This is a genomic window from Psychrobacter piscatorii (genome assembly GCF_043641605.1).
GTDB lineage: Bacteria > Pseudomonadota > Gammaproteobacteria > Pseudomonadales > Moraxellaceae > Psychrobacter > Psychrobacter piscatorii_C.
The window spans coordinates 15,286-32,844 of sequence record NZ_JBHZRK010000017.1 but is presented as its reverse complement, the minus strand read 5'-3'; the positions used below and the strand labels follow the sequence as shown (position 1 = coordinate 32,844).

The following is a 17,559-nucleotide window of genomic DNA, read 5'->3' as shown; positions in this document are numbered from 1 at the left end:
TCTCCTTATTTCACTACTGGCTGTTGGTTGGCTGCAGCATCAATAACATCGACACCAACCGCCTGCGCGATTTTTTGATCAAACTCTGGACGGAAATATTTAATCGCACTCATTAGTGGTTCCATCGCACCTGGAGCATGCGCACAGAATGTTTTACCAATCCATAAGTCACGCGTTAGGCCTTCTAGTTTTTCTACATCGCCCACTTGACCTTCACCATCGTTGATGGCGGTAAGCAGTTTAACGCCCCACGGTAAGCCATCACGGCATGGTGTACACCAACCGCATGACTCGCGTTGAAAGAAAATCTCAAGATTGCGCAGTAATGGCACCATGTCTTGTGATTCATCAACGACCATAATCAGACCAGTACCCATACGGCTACCCGCTTCTTGAATTGGGTCAAAATCTACGACTACATCCAAATGATCGGCGGTTAAAAAGTCAGTCGATGCGCCGCCCGGCAGCCATGCTTTCAGTGTTTTACCATCTTTCATACCACCGGCTAAATCCTCAATGATTTCGCGTGCCGTATAACCAAATGGCAATTCCCACAGGCCTGGATCATTAACCAATCCTGAGCAGCCGAATAGTTTGGTGCCCGGCGTTTTACTTTTGCCTTTGATTTCAGATAACGACTGATACCATTCGACGCCATGATTCAAAATCGCTGGCATATTACACAAAGTCTCAACATTATTAACAACGGTTGGACGACCCCATGCACCAGAGATTTGTGGAAACGGCGGCTTAGTACGTGGGTTAGCACGGCGACCTTCTAGACAATTAATTAGCGCCGTTTCTTCACCGCAGATATAGCGGCCAGCGCCCGTATGCACATGCAAGTTAAAGCTAAAATCTGAACCTAAAATGCTATCGCCCATTAGATTGTTGGCTAAACACTCTTCGATAGCAGCAACCAAACGTTCAGCGGCCAAGATATACTCACCACGGATAAAGATATAACCGTCGGTTGCACCGATAGCATGGGCAGTAATGAGCATACCTTCAATAAGCTGAAACGGTAGACGTTCCATCAGTAGACGATCTTTGAATGTACCCGGCTCCATTTCATCCGCATTACAGATAAGGTAGCGCGGCAAACCATCCGGCGGCGACATAAATGACCATTTTAGACCAGCGTTAAAACCTGCACCGCCTCGACCACGGACATTGGCCGCTTTAATCATATTGCCGACGTCTTTTGGCGACTTAGATAATGCTTCTTTTAGACCTGTAAAACCTTTTAGAGACTCATAAGTGGCTAAATCAAGCACGGCATCATGATGCGCCAAACGCCACGTCAATGGCTTGGTTTCGCTAGTGGCTGTCGCTTTATCACCATAGATTGGAACACGCTGTGCATTTAGCTGGCTTGGCGCTTGGCCTTGACCGCGACGAGCAATTTGCTCTGAAATCGTTAAAATCATGCGTATAGCTCCAATAATTGCGCGACCTCAGATGGCTGGACAGGGCCGTAAGTGTCTTCGTCAATCAGTACCGCTGGTCCCTTATCACAGTTGCCCAAGCAGCAAATTGGCAATAGCGTAAAGCGGCCATCAGCCGTGGTCTGACCGTACTCAATACCAAGCTGCGATCTGATCTCAGCTGACAGCGCCTCATAACCTGTCAAATAACAAGCCACTGAGTCACATATGAGAATCACATGACGACCGACAGGTTGGCGATAAATACGGTTAAAGAAAGTCGCCACCCCATCCATATCTGACATCGGAATATCTAGGATATTGGCAATGGCGTTTGCTTGCGCATCATCGACCCAACCATTGCGCTTTTGCACGATTTTTAGCGCATCTAGCGAGGCGGCACGCGCCTGTGGGTAATGGTGCATAAACTCATGAATGGCAGCGATTTCATCACTGGTGAGAATGCTTTCCACATCTACTTTTGGCATTTTGTCGGAAACAATTTTCATAATCTTCTGTCTTTCCTCACTCATCCTGCTCTATCACAAGCCAATATCAGTCTCATTAAAACTGGGTTATATCGACAAGCGACAGCATTTTGGTGTGCCATCAGGCAATAATATATTGATGAACAAATACTTTTGAAGTAGCGGCTTTAACGATCACAATCCGCCATCACAATATCGATCGATGCTAGGTACATAATGGCATCAGAAACCAGTGAGCCATTGATGACCGATGGCATCTGCTGTAAATGCGCAAATGTCGGTGTGCGGATACGGGTACGATAGCTCATCGTGGCCTTGTCTGAGGTGATGTAATAACTGTTCAGACCTTTGGTAGCCTCAACGATCGTCGTACATTCGCCCGCTGGCATCACAGGACCCCAAGATACTGAGATAAAGTGGTTAATCAGCGTTTCGATATCATTCAATGTACGGTCTTTCGGCGGTGGTACGGCCAGCGGATGATCCGCCTTATAAGGGCCTTGCGGCATATTGTCCATACATTGACGAATGATACGCAATGACTGACGCATCTCTTCGACTTTGACCATACAGCGGTCATAAGCGTCGCCGTTATAGCCGACAGGTATTTCAAAGTCGTAATTCTCATAGCCCATGTACGGACGTGCTTTACGCAGATCGAAATCCACACCTGTCGCGCGCAGACCAGCGCCGGTCACACCCCAAGCCAATGCTTGCTTGGCATTATACTGAGCAACACCTTGAGTACGACCTTTTAACACACTGTTTTGCAATGCTGCTTTGACATATTCGTCCAAGCGTTTCGGCATCCAATCTAAGAACTCACGAACCAGACGCTGCCAACCACGTGGCAAGTCAGCCGCAGTACCGCCGATACGGAACCAAGCCGGATGCATACGATAGCCCGTCACCGCCTCGATAACGTCATAGGCTTTTTGGCGATCGGTAAACATATAGAATACAGGCGTCATACCACCCGCATCCTGAATGAATGTACCGACGTATAGCAAATTGTTGGTGATTCGGAAAAACTCACTCATCATTACGCGAATGGTTTCAGCGCGCGGTGGCACGGTAATCCCGGCAAGCTTTTCAACCGACATGATATATGGCAGCTCATTCATCACACCGCCAAGATAATCGATACGGTCGGTATAAGGGATGAATGAGTGCCACGTTTGACGCTCAGCCATCTTTTCTGCACCGCGATGGTGATAGCCAATATCAGGGATACAGTCGACTACTTCCTCGCCATCTAGCTGTAGCACCAAACGGAACGCACCGTGAGCAGAGGGATGGTTAGGACCAATGTTCAAGAACATAAAGTCTTCATCACGACCTGAACGTTTCATGCCCCACTCTTCTGGGACAAAACGCAGATTCTCTTGCTCGTATTGTTGCTTGGCGGTGTTCAAGAAGTACGGGGTAAATTCCGTCGCACGCGCATGATACTCTTTACGCAGTGGATGACCTTCCCAGTATTTTGGCAATAAAATACGGGTCAAATGCGGATGACCTGTAAAGACAATACCGAACATGTCCCACACTTCGCGCTCGTACCAGTTGGCATTTGGCCAAATATTCGTCGCACTTGGAACATTGAGATCATCTTCGCTCAGCGCGACCTTGACACGTATATCACTATTGCGCTCAAGCGACATCAGATGATAAAACACCGTAAAGTCACTGTCAGGCAAACCCGCACGATGCTGACGCAGACGCTCGTCTATTGCTGACAAGTCAAATAGCATGACGTACGGCTGAGGCAGTTTGCGCAAAAATAAGAGAACATCTAATAAATCAGCACGCGCCACCCAAACCGTTGGAATCTCATCCACAGTGTGCTGCACGACAAATTTACCAGCGTACTTCTGCTCAAGCTCTGTGATGACTGCTGGGATAGGCTTAATATTAGGATCTGTGTTTTCGACTACCGTGACCATGAATGACGTATTCCTTCATTAATCATAACTAAACTATGTCAACCATAACTGAGCTATGTTAATCATAACCGAACTATGATAAGCGCATAAAATATTAAAGTTATTGCTGTGAATCTAAATGCTATCTAAACTTAGATGCTGTCTAAACTTAGATACTGTCTGGGCTACGTAAGTTTTTGACAGCGATACGATCTGCTTGCTTACGGTCACGCTCAGGCGTCATTTGCGGCTGATAGACACCCTGCTCATTGACATGGATACCTAACGGACGACGCTCTTTGGTGATAGATTCTTGCAATAACATCAAGCCTTGAATCAACGCTTCTGGACGCGGCGGGCAGCCTGGTACATACACATCGACAGGGATGATTTTATCCACGCCTTGTACAACAGAGTAGATATCATACATACCGCCTGAGTTGGCACAAGCCCCCATAGAGATGACCCATTTTGGCTCAAGCATTTGCTCATAGAGACGCTGAATAACAGGGGCCATTTTAACGAAGCAAGTACCGGCGACGATCATCACATCTGCCTGACGAGGCGAGGCACGAATAACCTCTGCTCCAAAGCGTGACAAATCATGAACGGCGGTTAAGGTAGTGGCATATTCAACATAACAACAAGAAGTACCAAAGTTAAATGGCCACAGTGAGTGCTTGCGTCCCCAGTTTGCTGTTGAATGAACGAGATCTTCTAGACGACCCATAAAGACGTTTTTATTGACTTCATCCTCAATCGGATCATTGACCGTTTGGCGGGTCTGCGCAGGATAGGTATCTGCATCAGGGTTGGCTTTTGTTAATGTGTATTTCATAACATACAACCTTTATATTAGGCTTGGCGTCACACTCATCTTGTATACGCTGTCGCCAAAAATTTCGTTATTAATAAGGGGCCAATCACAAGCAATCGTTGCAACATAATGCGATCAGCGAAAGCCAGCAGCACTCACTAGTGCGCAGGCTTGTCGTTTTGTGCAGACGTCGCAAAATCCACAGAAGTCACATTACCTGTGGTATTGATATGATCAATGTTTTGTAGATGACGACGGTTGGCCTCGATATTGTTTGAGACATTGATTTGACCAGAGGACTGCGCGGGTACTTTGCCTGTCGGGTCGACCATTAACTCATGAGCGCCGTCAAACTTGGTAATATCTGCCAAGTTGAAACCTGCAGGGGCTGCATATAAACGTGCCTTTTTGCGCAGTTTGTCAGCAGGTGCCCAACTGAGAGCCCCTAAGCTAAGCGCATAGACCAAGCCTATCAGCAGGTCGATGATAAAGGTCGCGGCCGCAATAAATCCTGCCCAGCCTGTCTCACGAACCGACACCGCGTAGGCGTATAGATATAGTGCCTCTAAATCGAAAATCACAAAGAAAATCGCGACCAAATAAAATTTGGCAGACAAACGAATACGGGCGTTGCCAGATCCGACAACACCCGCTTCAAATATTTCTTCTTTTTGTGAACCTTGAGAGCGACCGCCAAGTAAGCGCGGTACCACCAGCATAAAGACAACTAGCCCAATGGCGGCTAAGATAAAAGCAACTGCTGACCAATTAAAAGCAGACATGATAATACGTGCTCCTCACCCAATCGAGTGTTAGACACAGCGCAGGCACTGACCCATTAAGGTCGCCTCACAACAGGTATAACGCAGACGAAAACACAAAGCAACTGTCATTCACTGACACTGTGTTTAAGTAACTGTCATTGAGTCACATGTTAGGTATTTTGCTGGTAACAACCAATTATCAAGCTTATTAACGACGATGTCAGACCTGACCAACTGTAGAGATTCCGGTATGCACGCGGATAAAGGCTGGTCGCCCAACGCATCTTCTAACAACGTAAGATCAACGTATTAAATCAATATCATATCTGACTGCGTACTTAATTGATTTAATAGCTCATTACACGTGGTTAATAATAACGTGACAACTGGCATAAATTATTTACGTACTATACGCATATCAGTGCCTAAAAGCTAGTTTTTAACTGTATTCGACGGTCATTTTCTATGAAACAAAATGTGTTTTTTTTACCAAAAATTATGATATAGACGTTACCTTATGTTAACCCCAAATCCATGCTTTGTTCGATACGCAAACGCTGTCAAGCTATTTATCAAAAATCAAGTGCGCTCATACCATATTTTCATCACCCAACTCCTCCCCCAAAGTGACCGTTTTTGCTTTATAATGACCCACCTAATTTTACGATGATGTCATCATCAAACCTTAAACTCTATTATCCTTATAACAAACATTATTAAGATATCACTACGTTATTAATTTTGGTGATACGCGCCGCGTTCATCTACTTGTGCTATATCAGCGCTACCCTCTTTTTGCTTTTGTCTTACAGGTCACGTTATGAGTCAACTCAATCCCAAACAACAAGAAGCCATGCTCTACGTATCCGGCCCACTACTTGTGCTCGCAGGTGCTGGCTCCGGCAAGACCTCGGTGATCACGCGTAAAATTGCGTATCTGATTCAAGAGTGCGACATGCCAGCTGAGCGCATCACTGCCGTGACCTTTACTAATAAGGCGGCACGTGAAATGAAAGCCCGTGTCAGCAAACTGCTACCAAGCGAAAAAACGCGCGGTTTGACTGTATCGACCTTTCACCAATTTGGTCTCCAGTTTTTGCGCTATGAGCTGATGCATACGCCACTAAAAGGCAACTTCTCTATCATGGACAGTGATGACAGTAAGCGCCTCTTGATGGAGCTTATGATGCGCGACAACTTAAGTGGCGCTGAAAGTCGTGAACTGGTTGGTAAAGCGATCAAGATGATCTCTGACTGGAAAAACGATTTGATTGAACCTGACAAGGCGATGGAAACGTTAGACGATCCAGAAGACATGATTTTTGCGACCTTGTACGCACTTTATGAGCGTAACTTGCGTGCGTATAATGCCGTCGATTTTGATGATTTGATTGTACTGCCGACCAAAATCTTGCGTGAAAATAGAGAACTGCGAGACAAATGGCAAAACCGTATTCGTTATCTATTGGTCGATGAGTATCAAGATACCAATACCGCCCAGTATGAAATGATTAAGCATTTGGTTGGACCCCAAGGTCGTTTTACCGTGGTGGGTGATGATGACCAATCTATCTATGCGTGGCGCGGGGCGAAGCCTGAAAACATGGCACTGCTAAAAGAAGATTTCCCAAAACTAAAAATCGTCATGCTTGAGCAAAATTACCGTTCAACCACCCGTATTTTGACCTCTGCCAATGCGGTCATTCTCAACAACGAGCATTTATTTGAAAAGAAACTATGGTCAGATAAAGGTCAAGGCGAAAAAATTCGGATTATCAACTGCCGTAATGATGACGATGAGTCTGAGCGCGTCGCCAAAGAAATCGTCACGCACAAATTGCGTTTTGGTAATGAGTGGGAGCAGTATGCAGTACTCTACCGCAGTAACTTTCAGGCACGTATGCTAGAGGCACAATTGCGCCAGCTACAAGTACCCTATAAGTTATCGGGCGGTCAGTCGTTCTTTGCGCGTAGTGAAATCAAAGACATCATGGGCTATCTACGCCTGATTTTGAACCCTGAAGATGACAGCGCGTTTTTGCGTATTATCAATACACCCAAGCGCGGCATGGGACCTGCCACGCTAGAGAAGCTTGGCTTGTTTGCGCAAGAGCACAGCATCTCGCTATTGGCTTCTTGTACTCATGCTGGCTTGACTCATGTTTTGCCATCTAAGGCTTATGGCACGATAAAAGAGTTTGGCGAGTTCATTGAGCACTATACGCGTGAGCTGGATCAACACCCTGATCCTGTACCCATCGTACGCCAAATGATTGATGAGACGGGTTATATTGACTTTGTCCGTAGCGATGCCAAAACACCGCAGCAAGAAAAAAACCGTATTGATAATATCGATATGCTGTATACCAGTATTCAATCTCTCATTAATCGCGCGGAAGAAGACGAAGATCGCACGATTGATACCATCATTCGTAAGCTGGTCTTGCTCGATATGCTCGAGCAGCAGCAGGAAGAAGAGAACACCAACAAAGTCAATCTAATGACCTTGCATGCCGCAAAAGGCTTGGAGTTTGATTTTGTTTATATCATGGGGCTTGAGGAAGAGATGCTACCGCATCGCAACTCTATCATGAGTGAGACAGTGGAAGAAGAGCGTCGTCTGATGTATGTAGGCATTACCCGCGCGCGTCGTGAGCTGACATTGACGCTCGCGACCCAGCGCCGTGCCGGTGGCCAGATGCGCGTCACCTCAGAGTCCAGATTTTTGGACGAGCTACCTGAAGATCATGTTGACTGGCCCGCCAAGGCCAAAAAGAAAAAAGCCACTAAAGACCCAGAAGCGGTTGCTGATGAGTATTTGGCCAATATTCGCGCTTTATTGGGTAAGCGCTAAAATCAACATTGGCAGTGCTAATGCCAAAAAGAACTGACTAGGCAAACGCTAACCCGACGTTTTGCCATTTGCTATTATTGACACTTTATAAAAGATATTGGAATCCTTATGCCTACCTCGATGCCCGATCAGGAACGACCATCAGTGCTACCAGGAGATTATAATCCGGCTGAATACAGTGCCGAATATAAACTGCTGTATTTGCAGGATTTGGTTGCTGATAAAGCATATGAGGCGATTACAGAATTTTTAGAAAAGCAGTCTGAGTATGAGATTGCAAGCCTACTAGAGTCTTTCCCGACTCAAAACCGCCTACTCATCTGGGAGCAAGTGCCAGAGAGCATTAAAGGTGAAGTACTTGCTGAGCTCGAGTACGATACCCGCCAGCCATTGCTGGAGAATATTTCTTCTCAAGAAATTTCACTATTTACTCAAGATCTTGATGCCCAAGACATTTCTGAGATTTTGGATACCGTCACTGAGAGCGTACGTACCTCAGTCATGGCAACGCTCGATGAAGAAACGCGCGTCCAAGTCAATAAACTTGATACGTATGATGACTGGGAAGTTGGGAGTTACATGGATCCCGATATTATCCAAATACGGGATAATATCTATCTGGCGGATGTACAGGATTGGCTACGCGAAAACGAGGATTTACTCGATGACGAAAGCCAAGAACTACTCGTAGTCGATCAAAGCCAGCAATTGCTTGGGCTATTGAGTCTGGTAGATCTGATTAAACATGACCAAAATACGCTGGTTTCAGAACTGATTGATACCGCTATCACGATTAATGATCGCCTAGATATCCAAGATGCCGCAGCAATTTTTCGTTCAGAAGATATCCGCTTTGCCCCCGTGACGAACAGCTACGGCGAGCTGGTTGGACAGTTAAATGGCGAAGACATCATGGAGATTATCCAAGATGATGTCGACAGCACCATGAAAAACCTTGCTGGTGTTAGCCAAGATGAAGAGTTGTTCGCGCCTATTCTAACCAGTGCTAAAAGCCGTAGTGTCTGGTTGGGCATTAACCTCTGTACCGCGCTTTTAGCGGCAGCAGTGATTGGACAGTTCGAAGAAGTGTTGGCAGAAGTGGTGGCGCTGGCGATATTAATGCCAGTCGTAGCCAGTATGGGCGGTATTGCAGGATCGCAAACCTTGACAGTCGTTATTCGCGGTATGGCAATGGGTCAAATCGGTGGTTCTAACCGAGTCTGGCTCCTTAATAAAGAGCTGTGGGTTGGCGCGATAAACGGTATCATTTGGGCGATAATCATGGCATTTATTGCCCAATTATGGTTTCATGACATCAAAATTAGTGCTGTCATTGGCTTTGCCATCGCGATTAATATGACGGCGGCTAATGTCTCGGGAATTAGTATACCGCTGATGCTAAAACGTATGAATATCGATCCTGCACTATCCGCCTCAGTGATTCTAACCACTGTCACAGATATTGTCGGTTTTATGTCATTTTTAGGCTTGGCAAGTGTGTTAATACTCTAGTGAATTGCTAGATGATAAAGTATCCAATAAAAATATAGCATTGTTGTTTATACAATATTGTTGAATAGTCTTAATTTATAAAACTTCTAAATCGTTAAGTGAGTGTGTTATGCAAGCTGTACAAGTGAAAGTGGTCAACCCTAAAATTACTGAAGATGAAGCATTTTCTTTGCCGACTCGTGCCACCGATGGCAGTGCTGGTATCGACTTACGTGCTTGTATTGATGAGCCATTAACGATCAAAGCAGGCGAAACTCACTTGATAGGTACAGGCCTCGCCGTTTATATTCAAGACCCTAATTATGCCGGTATGATATTGCCGCGCTCGGGACTTGGCCATAAGCATGGCATCGTCTTGGGTAACTTGGTTGGGCTGATTGATGCCGATTATCAGGGTGAGCTGATGGTTAGCATCTGGAACCGTAGTGAGAATGACTTTGTTCTCAATCCAAGCGATCGCATGGCACAGTATATCGTGGTACCTGTTGCTCGTCCTGAGTTTGAAGTGGTTGCAGAATTCAGTGATGAAAGCGTACGCGGTGCTGGCGGATTCGGGCATTCGGGTCGTCAGTAACTACTCATTGGCAAGTAAGTTTCGGACAGCGACTTAGATCGTCACTAAGCCAAATCGTCACCAAGATAGCGACTAGGGTTTATCTGTTTACATTAATAGAATGTTGCGCTGTCCATTTTGTATTCATAATCACCTATTTATCACGTCAATAAGGAGAATAAGCCATGCCATCTTTTGCGGCGCAGCAATCCTTATTTCGTGCTTATGACATCCGTGGTACAAACACGCATTTCACCGATGAGTTTGTACAAGCGCTCGGCCATCGTTTTGCTCAGCTCTATGGCTCTCAACGCAGCCAATTCACAAAAAATAGTGATGCCAATACTGCTGCTGATGTTACTTGCTCTTCCGATAGCACCGTTAGCGTCCAGCAGAATACAGTAGCCAAAACTATCGTCGTTATTGGCTATGACATGCGTCATGGCAGCGAATCGATTGCACGTACACTCTCTACTGTATTGACTCAGCAGGGTTTACGCGTTGTCCAGCTTGGTCTTGTTACCACACCCATGATGGCGTTTTGGGCAAAGCAGTATCAAGGCCATGGCATTATCGTAACCGCCAGCCACTCTGCCAAAGACATATTGGGTATTAAATGGTTAGTCAATCATAGATCTCCCAGTAATGTAGAGATTCAAACCCTATATCAACAATTAATCTCTCATACTCATTACTCATCTAAAAACCAAGTCGAGCAAGCAACCTTCTCAAAATCAGACTTACACCATATAAATATTAGCAGCAATACTGGGTTTTCTAGAACCTTGCTTAAAGAGCTGCCTGCCAAGCAAGTAGCAGACGTCTATATCGCGGCTATTGAGCAAGTCTTTTGTCAGTTGACTCAAGATAATCAGACAGCAACTACAAAAAACCAAAAAACAGCATCTAAGCTTGATTTGGTTGTGGTTATTGATTGTATGCACGGTGCCACTGGCAACATCACTCAGCGCTTATTTGACCGTTTTTGCCAGCATGTCATTGTGCTCAATGATACGCCAGATGGCAGTTTTCCTCTTGGTAATCCTGATCCAGCCGAGCCCAACCGTCTAACCGCGTTGCAGCAAGCTGTCATTTCTCACCATGCCGATATTGGTCTGGCATTTGATGGTGATGGTGATCGTTTGATGATCGTCGATAATGACGGCAAAGTGGTCATGCCTGATCACCTACTCTACTTATTGGCACGCATTGCCATTACAGAACGTCCGGATTCTTTAACCAACTCCTTAGCGTCTGAGGTGCTATTTGATATTAAATGCGCGCATCATCTGCCGAAGCTACTGGCAGATCTTGGCGCGATGCCAGTGATTAGCAAGACTGGTAGCAGCTTTATGCGCCAACAGGTACAGCATCTTGATAGTCAAATTATCTTTGCAGGTGAGCTATCAGGACATTTTATTTTTAATGATGGCCGCTTTATCCCTTATGATGATGCCATATATGCTGCATTACGCTTACTACATTGGTTTGCTAAATCTCGTAATATCTTAGATGATAAAAATGCGCTAACAGATATTCTCCAACGCTTGCCAGCCATGGTCAGTACGGCTGATCATTATTTGCCGGTGCCGCAGACTGCTAGGACAGATTGCTCAATTATGGAGCAATTAACGAGGGTTTGTACTTACTTGCAAGACCTAGCGAGCGTGACTACTCATGCTGATTTGTTTGACAGTTATGATTACCGACTAAACGCCGTTAATCTACCAACGGCTATATGTGAGTCACCAGTCTGTACTTGCTCCACTGTCAGATCACATATAGCCGTCGAACAAGCCAAGTCTTTATTGCCAGCAGGCACTAGACTTAGCTGCATTGATGGTGTCCGCTTGGATTTTGCACACGGATTTGGCGTATTGCGTCAATCAAATACCAGTAATAGCCTGACTGCACGCTTTGCTGGTGACAGCATGGATGACCTGAAAGACATTCAAGCGACCTTTGCCGCGCTGTGTCGCCCATTTAATGCAGAGCTGGCAACACAGATTGTCGCCATGCCTGCTGAATAACGGCATTAAACCTGTATCGATTAAATATGCTAAAAAGAACAACCCCTTTAAAACCCGCCCTTTAGGAGTTAGGAATGACGCTTAATTTAGATGACGCCAAAAACACCGCCGAGGTATTAACCACCGCACTGCCCTATATTCAGCGCTTTGTTGATAAACTCATCGTAGTGAAGTACGGTGGCAATGCCATGACCGATCCTGAGCTTGAAAGCTCATTTGCTCGCGATATCGTCTTGCTAAAAACGGTCGGTATGCACCCAGTCGTTGTACATGGTGGTGGCCCACAAGTTGATAACTTACTAAAAGAGCTCGGTCGTCAATCAGACCGTATCGATGGCATGCGCGTCACTGACAAAAGCACCATGGATATCGTAGAAATGGTCTTGGGCGGTAGTGTAAACAAATCAATTGTTAGCTTAATTAACAAGCACGGCGGGCGTGCAATTGGCCTCACGGGTAAAGACGCCAACTTGATTCAAGCCAAAAAACTGATGATGGAAAAAATCGGCGCAGATGGTGTCGCTGTTCCTGTCGATTTAGGGTTCGTCGGCGACGTAGTAAGTGTCAATAAAGACGTCATCAATATGCTCATTGCCTCTGATTTTATTCCCGTTATCGCACCGCTTGGCGTTGATAAAGAAGGCAATACTTACAATATTAATGCAGACCTGGTCGCTGGTAAAGTGGCTGAGTTTTTACAAGCTGAGAAACTAATGCTATTGACCAATATCAAAGGTGTATTGGGCCGTGACGGTGAGGTAGTAACTGGGCTAACACCCAAGAAAGTCGATGCCTTAATCGAAGATGGGACTATCTCAGGCGGTATGATTCCTAAAATACAGTGTGCGCTTGATGCGGTACGTAGCGGTGTTAAAAGTGCCGTTATCGTCGATGGCCGCGTTCCTCATGCCACGTTACTGGAGATTTTCACTAACGAAGGGGTTGGTACACTTATCAGCCGTGAGATAGAGGCCTAATTGAGCTAGTAACATGTAGCAATGTCAAATGTAGAAAAGCCCAAGTCAATATAAACCCTCGGGCTTTTTTGTGCAGTTTTATCTTTAATAACGAAACTGGCTTAATTTTTATCAATTAAACTTACGAAAAAACTTTATCAAACTCCGCTTCATTAAAACCGCATAGTAATATCGGCTGATCTTTATCCTCTAATTGACCTTCTACAATCGGACGTTTGATCATGCTGGTATTTTCTGCCAGTAACGCTATCGCAGCGTCTACACTGGCATCAGCTTCCGATTTTTGCTCGTCAGTTAGCTTGCGCCATGTCGTTCCACGCTTATTGAGCACTTTTTCGATACCTAGCTCATTTACCCAGCGCTGCACTGTTTCTTTATCGATACCTTGTTTTTTATAATCATGGAACGTGTACTCCACGCCTAGCTCATCGAGCTTATTGAACGCTTTTTTCATGGTGCTGCACGACTTGATGCCGTAAATTGTGATGGTCATGGTGACTCCTTATCATTACTCATAAATACTTGTGAATGTTTCTATTATACCGAAGGCTGACTGGATATAAAAAATACCTCACTTTTAATCGTCAAACCTAGTAAGCAACTGCATCATATCGTCGCAATTTTTGCCAAATTACGCTATGCTATGGCATTGTCAAATTCCACCTATTTTGATCAGTATTAAACAAATCCGTATTAAATAAATCAGTATCAACCAATTTCGAGCCGACTATGAGCAACGCCGTGACAGCAGACCAAACAGAAAACAATTATTACAATCCGCAAGCGATAGAAGCCGCGCAGCAGACCAAATGGGCCACTGACAAGCGCTTTGAAGTCAGCAATGAGCCAAGCGACAAGCCAAGTCGTTACATGCTGTCGATGTTCCCTTACCCAAGCGGCAAGCTGCACATGGGCCACGTACGTAACTATACGATTTCTGACGTATTAAGCCGTTATTATCGTCTAAAAGGCTATGAAGTCATGCAGCCAATGGGCTGGGACGGTTTTGGCTTGCCAGCTGAAAACGCGGCGATTGCCAATCAAACCCCGCCTGCTGCGTGGACGTTTGCCAACATCGACAACATGCGCGCCCAGCTTAAATTACTTGGCCTGTCTATTGACTGGTCACGCGAGTTTGCCACTTGTAGCCCTGAGTATTATCAGTGGGAGCAGTGGTTGTTCTTGCAGTTGTATAAAAAAGGCTTAGTCTACAAAAAGCTGTCGACGGTCAATTGGGATCCCGTTGACAACACTGTCTTAGCAAACGAACAAGTCATCGATGGCAAAGGCTGGCGTAGTGGTGCTGCCGTCGAAAAACGCGATATCCCTATGTACTACTTCAACATCACTGACTATGCTGATGAGCTATTGGATGATTTGGATCAGCTAGAAGGTCACTGGCCATCTGAAGTATTGACCATGCAGCGCAATTGGATTGGTCGTAGTGCCGGTATGGAAGTGCATTTCCCTTATGAGCTGGCTGGCGAAGAAAACACCTTAGATGTGTTCACCACTCGTCCTGATACCTTGATGGGTGTGACCTATGTCGCTGTTGCCGCAGAGCATCCACTTGCCCAATACGCTGCTGAAAATGATGACATGATCGCTCAGTTCTGTGCCCTTTGCAAAAAAGGCTCAGTGGCTGAAGCTGATCTCGCCAAAGCCGAAAAAATCGGTATGGATACCGGCCTGACTGTGACGCATCCACTAACTGGTGAAGAAGTACCAGTTTGGGTCGCCAACTATGTGTTGATGAGCTATGGCTCAGGTGCAGTGATGGCGGTACCTGCTCACGATGAGCGTGATTACGAGTTTGCGGTGAAGTATAACCTACCGATCAAGCAAGTCATCAATACGCCTGATGGCTATTTTGATGAGCTAAAAGCAGATGCTAAAGCAAATGATAGTAAAGTGAATCTTGCTTATACTGAACGCAACACTTTGGTCAATTCAGGTGAGTTTGACGGTCTAGACTTTGAGCAAGCGTTTGAGTCAATGCTTGCCAAACTTGAGCCAAAAGAGCTTGCTAAGAAAAAAATCCAATATCGCTTGCGGGATTGGGGTGTTTCTCGCCAGCGCTATTGGGGCTGCCCTATCCCAATGATCAACTGTGAGCATTGTGGTACGGTGCCAGTTGAAGAGCAAGACTTGCCAGTTGTGTTGCCGACTGATGTTGTGCCTGATGGTCGTGGTAATCCGCTTAAAAATATACCAGAATTTGTCAATACCACTTGTCCTAAATGCGGCAACCCTGCTGAGCGTGAGACTGATACCTTTGATACCTTTGTAGAGTCAAGCTGGTACTATGCACGTTTTGCTAGCCCAAATGATGCACAAAACATGGTCAACAAGTCTGCTGCTAACAAATGGTTGCCAGTCGATCAATACGTCGGCGGTGTTGAGCATGCGGTGATGCATCTACTATATGCACGTTTCTTCCATAAGCTGATGCGTGACGAAAACTTAGTTACTGGCGACGAGCCATTTGCCAATCTAATGACCCAAGGCATGGTACTTGCTGGTACGTTCTACCGCGTCAACGCTGATGGCAGTACGACCTACTACTTTGCAGAAGATATCGATATTGACTTTAACGAACGTGGTCAACCAATCAAAGCAATCTTAAAATCTGACGGCCAGCCAGTCACGATCGGCAAAATCGAAAAAATGTCTAAATCAAAAAACAACGGTGTCGATCCACAGCTAACCATTGATAAATATGGTGCAGATACGGTTCGTTTATATACGTTGTTTACCGCACCTGCTGATCAAACGCTTGAATGGTCAGATGATGCGTTAAAAGGCCCTTATAACTTTGTGAAAAAAGTGTGGCGTATTGCCAATGATCATATGCAAGCGCTAACGGCCGGCAATATCAGTATTGATACGCTTAATAGTGCTACATTGAACACAGACGGGTTGAGCAAAGAAGCCAAAAACTTACGCCGTAAAACGCACGAAACCATCGCCAAGATTGATAGTGACTTGGGTGATCGTTTGGCACTCAACACGCCAGTCTCAAGCCTGATGGAACTTGCCAACGAGTTGACTTCTTTTAACGCCAGTAGCGAGCAAGAGCTACACGTTAAACACGAAGCGTTGACCAATCTGCTGATTATGCTGTCTGTCTATGCGCCGCACGTTGGTGAGCATTTGCTTGAGCAGCTAGGCCTTGATACATTAACCCTAGACTACCCAGCCGTTGATGAAAGTGCGCTGGTACAGGACATGATCACAATGGTCGTTCAGGTCAATGGTAAGATGCGTGGTAAGATGGATGTCGCACCAAACAGCGATCCTGAGCAGCTAAAAGCACAGGCTCGAACGATGGAAAGCGTGGCAAAATTCATCACAGGCGAGATCAAAAAAGAAATCGTCGTACCCAACAAACTGGTTAATATTGTGGTTGTAGGCTAGTCGCCTAGGCTTAGTGCTCTAAGCCTTTTTATCATATGAGGATAGCGTTTATGTCGTATAAGCATCGAGCTGGACAGTCACAACCAACGCCAAGCGCACTACACTTTGGTGCAAAACAATCTGGTGGGCGTAAGCTTGCAACCGCAATGCTAGCAGCATTACCTATGTTTGCGATATTGGGTGCAACGGCGGGTCTAAGTGGTTGCGGTTTTCAGCTACGCGGTTATGACACCCCTATGCTGATCAATGACAGCAAGACAGCCGTCATTATCGAAGATAATCGCACCTCATTTCCTCTAAAATTGCCATTGACACGCCGCCTAACCACGTTAGGTGTCGATGTCATTGACAATATGACAGTTGATGATGTGATTCGCAGTAATCAACAAGCTGGTGCTAAACCGATTGCAGCGATCGATATCAGTAACGTGCGTTTTAAGCGTTACGAGTTGGTGGGTGTATTAACAGAGATTCGCTTGGTACTCTCCGCTGATGTCAGTTACCAGACGATCGAGAATGGCAAGCCCGTCACGCTTACCAATCCGATTCAGGTCGAGCGTAGCTATCAATACAATGAAGCATCCGTCAGTACTGACGATCAGCAAGGCGACCAGATTCGTGACTGGCTCTATGACAGCTTAGCGCGCCGTATCACGGATCAATATGTGGCAATTTCGCTACCGAAAGTCGCACCTGCTGCCAAACAGTCTGTACTGATGAATAAAGGCGCAACGCCAACCGTTGTTGTCGTACCTGAGAAGTAACTTTTAACAAATACTGTTATGAAGCCCTACCATT

Annotated in this window: 13 protein-coding genes; 7 read left to right on the top strand and 6 right to left on the bottom strand. The window is 45.7% G+C overall.

What is annotated here, in order from left to right; all coding sequences use genetic code 11:
- Positions 1-5: 5 nt before the first annotated feature.
- The 5 genes from nuoF to ndhC all read right to left on the bottom strand — a co-directional run bounded on the left by nuoF (position 6) and on the right by ndhC (position 5,436).
- The gene (gene nuoF, locus ACHUET_RS13280; RefSeq protein WP_394213470.1) at positions 6-1,430 is read right to left on the bottom strand and encodes an NADH-quinone oxidoreductase subunit NuoF; all 1,425 of its coding nucleotides are present in this window, start codon (positions 1,428-1,430) and stop codon (positions 6-8) included.
- On the bottom strand, positions 1,427-1,936 hold the full coding sequence (gene nuoE / locus ACHUET_RS13275) for an NADH-quinone oxidoreductase subunit NuoE (protein ID WP_057758927.1): 510 nt from the start codon (positions 1,934-1,936) through the stop codon (positions 1,427-1,429). Before nuoE ends, nuoF begins: the two co-directional genes overlap by 4 nt.
- A gap of 146 nt (positions 1,937-2,082) precedes the next feature.
- Complete coding sequence (gene nuoC / locus ACHUET_RS13270; RefSeq protein ID WP_238038536.1) at positions 2,083-3,858, bottom strand: NADH-quinone oxidoreductase subunit C/D; 1,776 nt, start codon at positions 3,856-3,858, stop codon at positions 2,083-2,085.
- A gap of 148 nt (positions 3,859-4,006) precedes the next feature.
- Positions 4,007-4,675, bottom strand: coding sequence for a NuoB/complex I 20 kDa subunit family protein (locus ACHUET_RS13265; RefSeq protein ID WP_394213467.1), 669 nt, complete (start codon positions 4,673-4,675; stop codon positions 4,007-4,009).
- A gap of 137 nt (positions 4,676-4,812) precedes the next feature.
- Positions 4,813-5,436, bottom strand: coding sequence for an NADH-quinone oxidoreductase subunit A (gene ndhC, locus ACHUET_RS13260; RefSeq protein ID WP_394213465.1), 624 nt, complete (start codon positions 5,434-5,436; stop codon positions 4,813-4,815).
- 802 nt (positions 5,437-6,238) lie between these two features.
- On the opposite strand from ndhC, the gene ACHUET_RS13255 reads away from it, so the two are divergent.
- The 5 genes from ACHUET_RS13255 (at position 6,239) to argB (ending at position 13,344) form a co-directional block, all read left to right on the top strand.
- Positions 6,239-8,272 (top strand): UvrD-helicase domain-containing protein, encoded by a 2,034-nt coding sequence (locus ACHUET_RS13255; protein ID WP_394213463.1) that lies wholly within the window; start codon positions 6,239-6,241, stop codon positions 8,270-8,272.
- Positions 8,273-8,392: 120 nt separating this feature from the next.
- Entirely contained in the window at positions 8,393-9,784 is a 1,392-nt protein-coding gene (gene mgtE / locus ACHUET_RS13250; RefSeq protein ID WP_394213539.1) for a magnesium transporter, read from the top strand.
- Positions 9,785-9,893: 109 nt separating this feature from the next.
- Positions 9,894-10,358, top strand: coding sequence for a dUTP diphosphatase (dut, locus tag ACHUET_RS13245; RefSeq protein ID WP_394213461.1), 465 nt, complete (start codon positions 9,894-9,896; stop codon positions 10,356-10,358).
- A 164-nt stretch (positions 10,359-10,522) separates the two neighbouring features.
- Positions 10,523-12,367: a phosphohexomutase domain-containing protein gene (locus tag ACHUET_RS13240; RefSeq protein ID WP_394213459.1), complete on the top strand. Its 1,845-nt coding sequence runs from the start codon at positions 10,523-10,525 to the stop codon at positions 12,365-12,367.
- 74 nt (positions 12,368-12,441) lie between these two features.
- A complete protein-coding gene (gene argB, locus ACHUET_RS13235) occupies positions 12,442-13,344 on the top strand; it encodes an acetylglutamate kinase (RefSeq protein ID WP_394213457.1) in 903 nt (300 codons plus the stop codon).
- Between the two features lie 121 nt (positions 13,345-13,465).
- Here argB and ACHUET_RS13230 read toward each other — a convergent pair whose 3' ends face one another.
- On the bottom strand, positions 13,466-13,837 hold the full coding sequence (locus tag ACHUET_RS13230) for an arsenate reductase (protein WP_394213455.1): 372 nt from the start codon (positions 13,835-13,837) through the stop codon (positions 13,466-13,468).
- A 236-nt stretch (positions 13,838-14,073) separates the two neighbouring features.
- Here ACHUET_RS13230 and leuS point away from each other — a divergent pair, with 236 nt between their 5' ends.
- Both leuS and ACHUET_RS13220 read left to right on the top strand, forming a co-directional pair.
- A complete protein-coding gene (gene leuS, locus ACHUET_RS13225) occupies positions 14,074-16,761 on the top strand; it encodes a leucine--tRNA ligase (protein ID WP_394213454.1) in 2,688 nt (895 codons plus the stop codon).
- Between the two features lie 50 nt (positions 16,762-16,811).
- A complete protein-coding gene (locus ACHUET_RS13220; RefSeq protein WP_463556916.1) occupies positions 16,812-17,525 on the top strand; it encodes an LPS-assembly lipoprotein LptE in 714 nt (237 codons plus the stop codon).
- The last annotated feature ends 34 nt before the right edge of the window (positions 17,526-17,559 follow it).